Genomic DNA, 2,786 nt, shown 5'->3' with positions numbered 1-2,786 from the left:
TTCACCAACCAGGAGTACCTGCTCATGCTGATGGTCGCCATCTGCGTGTTCGCCGCGTTCATCGTCATCTCCTGCCTGAACGCCGACAAGTTCGGCCGCCGTCGCGTGATCATCCTCTCCTCGGTGCTGCTCGTCGTGTTCTCGCTGCTGTTCCCGTTCCTGCTCGACTCCGCCGTGGTCGGCCAGCGCAACTTCGTGGCCAACATGGTCTTCCTGTGCATCGGCTTCGTGCTGATGGGCACCGCGTTCGGTCCGATCGGCGCGTTCCTGCCTGAGCTGTTCGAGGCCAACGTCCGCTACTCCGGTTCCGGCATCGGCTACAACCTGGCCGCCATCGTCGGCGCGGCATTCGTCCCGACGATCGCCACCTGGCTGTCCCACCACTGGGGCGTGCACTCCGTCGGTCTGTACCTTGCCGTGATGGCCGTGTGCTGCCTCGTCGCAGTGCTGACCTGCAAGGAAACCAAGAACGTCGACTTCTCCAAGTAAGGGTGCACCCGAACTCGGGTCGAAAATGTTCGCTGTTGATGTACTCACTATGTGAACGCGAACATGCGGAAAACAAAAAGCGGGACTAAAACAGTTTCGCAGGAGAGCGTGAGCGGTTCTTCGGACACAATCCGGGGGGAGCATTCCTAGGAACCGCTCGCAGCTACAACAACCGAATAGAAAATAATTTTTTCCCGGGAAACGCTTCCCGGGGCATATAACAGAAAACATAAAGGAGCGCCAATCATGGCAGCAACTATCTGGTACGAAAAGGATGCCGATCTCTCCGTGTTCGACGGCAAGAAGGTCGCCGTGCTCGGTTACGGTTCTCAGGGCCACGCCCACGCGCTGAACCTGCGCGACTCCGGCGTCGACGTCGTCGTCGGCCTGCGTCCTACCTCCAAGTCCGTGGAATTCGCCAAGGAGCAGGGCCTGGAAGTCAAGTCCGTTGCTGAGGCCGTTGCCGAAGCCGATGTCATTATGGTCCTGCTGCCTGACCAGTACCAGGCCGCTGTGTACAAGAAGGACATTGAGCCGAACCTGAAGCCGGGCGCTGCTCTGGCCTTCGCTCACGGCTTCAACATCCACTACGGCTACATCAAGCCGTCCGAGGACCACCCGGTCTTCATGGTCGCCCCGAAGGGCCCGGGCCACATCGTTCGTCGTGAGTACGCCGCTGGCCGTGGCGTCCCGGTCGTCGTGGCCGTCGAGCAGGACCCGGACGGCAAGACCTGGCCGCTGTGCCTGGCTTACGCCAAGGCTCTGGGCGCTCTGCGTGCAGGCGCCATCAAGACCACCTTCAAGGAAGAGACCGAGACCGATCTGTTCGGTGAGCAGGACGTCCTCATGGGCGGCATCAACCACCTGTGCGACCTCGGCTTCGACGTGCTGACCGAGGCTGGCTACCAGCCGGAGATCGCCTACTTCGAGGTGTTCCACGAGCTGAAGATGCTGGTCGACCTGGCTAACGAAGGCGGCCTGAACAAGGCCCGTTGGTCCTGCTCCGACACCGCCCAGTACGGCGACTACACCTCCACGGTCATCACCGAGGAGACCAAGAAGCGCATGCAGTACCAGCTGAAGCGCATTCAGGACGGCTCCTTCGCCAAGGAGTTCATGGACGACCAGGCTGCTGGCGCTCCGAAGTTCAAGAAGCTGCAGGAAGAGTACAGCCACCCGCACCTGGAGACCGTTGGCCCGAAGCTGCGCGCCATGTTCTCCTGGAACAACGACGCCGCCAAGGACAAGGACGAGACCGAGTCCTTCAACGGCAAGATCGCTCGTACCCAGGTTCAGTGAGCTTGTGTGATTCCGGATTGAGTTTCGGAATCTGAGCATCGCGAAGGCCGTCACCCGACATGTTCGGGTGGCGGCCTTTTCGCGTCTGCGCGGTGTGGCGTGTATGGTGCGGCGCAGTGCGCTGGTACCGCTTCCATGCCCCGTGATTCGTCTCGGATGCGTGCCAATCCGGACGGTTTCCCGCAATTGCGCGCCCACTTCTCCGAATCCTGCTGTTTGATTCAGCCGCTATTGCACAATGATGCTTGGAATGGCGGTTTTTCGATTTTTATGGTATATTGCCGACGATTTTGCGGTATGATGGCTCACCTTTTGGACTGAATGCGGATTTATGAGGTGCTTTCGGTAGGATTGACCCCAGTTTGCAGGACAAAATCCATGCGCAAGAACACGCGAATTTATCTGTGAATGGTAGAACCCCGGACGCCGGAAGGCGTTCACCCCACTACATCGAAAAAGGAGTGCCAAACATCATGGCTGCACAAATCTGGTATGAGAACGACGGTGATCTCTCGGTCCTCGAAGGCAAGAAGGTCGCCATCATCGGTTACGGCTCCCAGGGCCACGCCCACGCGCTGAACCTGCGCGACTCCGGCGTCGACGTCGTCGTCGGCCTGCGTCCTACCTCCAAGTCCGTCGAACACGCCAAGGAGCAGGGTCTGGAAGTCAAGTCCGTTCCGGAAGCCACCGCCGAGGCCGACATCATCATGATCCTGGCTCCGGATCAGTACCAGCGCACCATCTGGGCCAACGACATCGAGCCGAACATCAAGCCGGGCGCCGCGGTCGCTTTCGCCCATGGCTTCAACATCCACTACGGCTACATCAAGCCGTCCGAGGACCACCCGGTCTTCATGGTCGCCCCGAAGGGCCCGGGCCACATCGTGCGCCGTGAATACTCCAACGGCCGTGGCGTCCCGGTCGTCGTGGCCGTGGAACAGGATCCGCGCGGCGACGCATGGGCCATCACCCTGGCCTACGCCAAGGCTCTGGGCGCT

The 2,786-nt window shown here is 60.4% G+C and carries 3 protein-coding genes; all 3 read left to right on the top strand.

The window, feature by feature from the left end:
* Positions 1-489 (top strand): MFS transporter (locus tag B3C64_RS01300; protein ID WP_291533191.1); only part of this gene is annotated, 489 nt, incomplete at its 5' end.
* 246 nt (positions 490-735) lie between these two features.
* On the top strand, positions 736-1,788 hold the full coding sequence (gene ilvC, locus B3C64_RS01295; RefSeq protein ID WP_291533189.1) for a ketol-acid reductoisomerase: 1,053 nt from the start codon (positions 736-738) through the stop codon (positions 1,786-1,788).
* Positions 1,789-2,261: 473 nt separating this feature from the next.
* Positions 2,262-2,786: NAD(P)-dependent oxidoreductase (locus B3C64_RS01290; RefSeq protein WP_291533187.1), on the top strand; the 525-nt coding region annotated here is incomplete at its 3' end.

This window comes from Bifidobacterium sp. UBA6881 (assembly GCA_002451435.1).
Classification (GTDB): Bacteria; Actinomycetota; Actinomycetes; order Actinomycetales; family Bifidobacteriaceae; genus Bifidobacterium.
The sequence above is the reverse complement of the archived record's forward strand: the minus strand, read 5'-3'. Positions and strand labels throughout refer to the sequence as shown.